Raw genomic sequence first — 1,110 nt, 5'->3', positions numbered from 1 at the left:
TTCACAATAGGCTTCTTTTAATTCATGTGCGCTTTTTAAAAGAGGCGATAATGAGCGATAACGATTTAATTCCCATAATTGTTTTTCATTTAATTGAGCTTCTCTTTTATAAAATACATAACGCATTTTTTTCAATCGTTTGCGATCATAGGCATGCCATTCACCTTGAACAGAACGGCGCACCTTATCCAAAGCCCAATAGATATAACGACAATAATGGAATCGATCCGCAATTATGACAGGTCGATTCAAGGCTTCTTTAACAGCTGCTTTGAAACTTTGATTCATATCCATTACAACGATTTCTACTTGATCACCATATTTTTGTAAGTATTGTTTAATCGTATCTTTTCTTCGATTGGGCAGTATATCGATTGGTTCATGTGTTTCCGCATTGGCAATAACTAATTGGAATTTCCCAGCGTTTGTATCTCCTTTATATTCATCAATTGCGATTATTTTTGGTAGCGTGACACCTGAAGTTAATTGTTTTTCCGCGACCTTATCAAAACGGCGGATGACAGTAGAGATGGATGTCCCCATTTTCTCAGCAACTGATTTGAATGTAGGTGATTTTACCCCTAATATTTGAATAGCTTGATTCCATTCTTTCGAAAAGCGTTGGTATCGATCAATGAAAGAGGACTTTTCTGAAAAACGTTTCCCGCAAGAACAAGAATAGCGACGGCGTTTATAGTAAAGCACCGTTAATCTTTCAAACCATTTTAAATGGCTAATTTTTTGGATTCGATAATCATGTACTTTCGAAGTAATGGAATGGCAAGATGGACATGTATGGGGAATCTTAGGCATCTCAATATAAAGGGCATACTTCCCCTCAATTTCTTCAATTTTTGTGATTAAAACATCTTTTAATCCTGGCATATTCATGATAGACTTCATATAGCACAGCTCACCCTTCTTTAGCTTATTACTTAGCATTTTAAGTATAAAGGAATTGGTGAAACTGTGCTTTTTTTTTGGCCTTTTTCACATAGATCAACATTGAAAGAAATAACGAGGACTCCTGCCGAAAAACAAGTGTGAAGCAATCCTTTCTTTCCACCTAAAGTGGAAAGAAATAGTGCGGCACTTGTCGGCGGAAAGCAT

The 1,110-nt window shown here is 36.3% G+C and carries 1 protein-coding gene; it reads right to left on the bottom strand.

The features are described 5' to 3' along the window. The coding region (locus tag DF281_RS14485) for an ISL3 family transposase (protein ID WP_109350952.1) at positions 1-903 on the bottom strand (903 nt) is incomplete at its 3' end. Positions 904-1,110 lie beyond the last annotated feature (207 nt).

It is taken from the genome of Kurthia zopfii (assembly GCF_003143955.1).
Taxonomy (GTDB): domain Bacteria; phylum Bacillota; class Bacilli; order Bacillales_A; family Planococcaceae; genus Kurthia; species Kurthia zopfii.
Note: the sequence above shows the minus strand (reverse complement) of the source record. Positions and strands in the feature narration are given on the sequence as shown.